This is a genomic window from Sphingomonas sp. 66-10 (assembly GCF_001897045.1).
Taxonomy (GTDB): Bacteria; Pseudomonadota; Alphaproteobacteria; order Sphingomonadales; family Sphingomonadaceae; genus Sphingomonas; species Sphingomonas lycopersici.
Window position 1 is genome coordinate 2,052 of record NZ_MKRR01000161.1, and the last position, 869, is coordinate 2,920.

Genomic DNA, 869 nt, shown 5'->3' on the forward strand with positions numbered 1-869 from the left:
CGAGGACGGTTGCGCGGCTTTCTACCACAGCGCTCCCCAACCGTTCGGCGCTTTCGCCGGATCGCTGCAAGGCGTCCCCCAGGGCCACGACACGCCCGCGGGCGCCGGTAAGCGCGTCAGATGCCGCTCCAGCCTTGTCTGCCCAGCCTGCGGAACTCTCCGCGAGCGCCGCCAGCCGATCGCTGGCCCGCTGCTGTTGGGCGGCATCGAGGTTGCGCGACACGGAGTCGACTGTCCGGCTGATCTTGTCCACGAGCGCGACTGGATCCCCTCCCCCGCCAAGAAGCCCACCCTCCTTGGCGGGGATGATGGGAAGCTCACCGACCCTCGTCGCGACGATCGGGGATGCACCGGACTTTGCGCCGTCGAGACTGATGTTGGCCGTCCCTGCCAGTGCGGATCGCGCGATCGTTGCCTTGACACCTGTGACGATGGGGGTTCCCGGTTCGAGGCTGATGGTGACGAGAACCGCTGAGGGATCAGCTCCGTCAAACCGTATGGACGTGACATGGCCCGCCGGGACGCCCGAGAACGTCACTGGTGATCCCTTTTCCAGGCCGGCGACGCTCCCGGTGAAACGGATGAGATACGGGTTTCCGTCTCCACTTCGCGCATCGAAAAGCCAAAGGGTGAAGACGAGAAGCGTGCTCAGCAGAAGGCCGGTGACCGCGAGCACAAGGAATTTGTTGGATCGCGTTTCCATCGCAGGATGCAGACGTTAAGGCGAAGAAGTTTGTAAGTAAACCGTACCGTTTTCCTGTGCTTGGCTTGTGGACGCGGCGGGGAACAGGAATCGTCTGGGCAGGGAGGGGTTTTATGGTTGGAGACTTGAGCTTGCGACCGGGCGACATACCGTGGGGCAATCGGCT

1 protein-coding gene is annotated in these 869 nt (G+C 63.4%); it reads right to left on the reverse strand.

Going from position 1 to position 869, the window contains the following annotated elements:
* The coding region (locus BGN95_RS25300) for an MlaD family protein (protein WP_286774395.1) at positions 1-703 on the reverse strand (703 nt) is incomplete at its 3' end.
* Between the last annotated feature and the right edge of the window lie 166 nt (positions 704-869).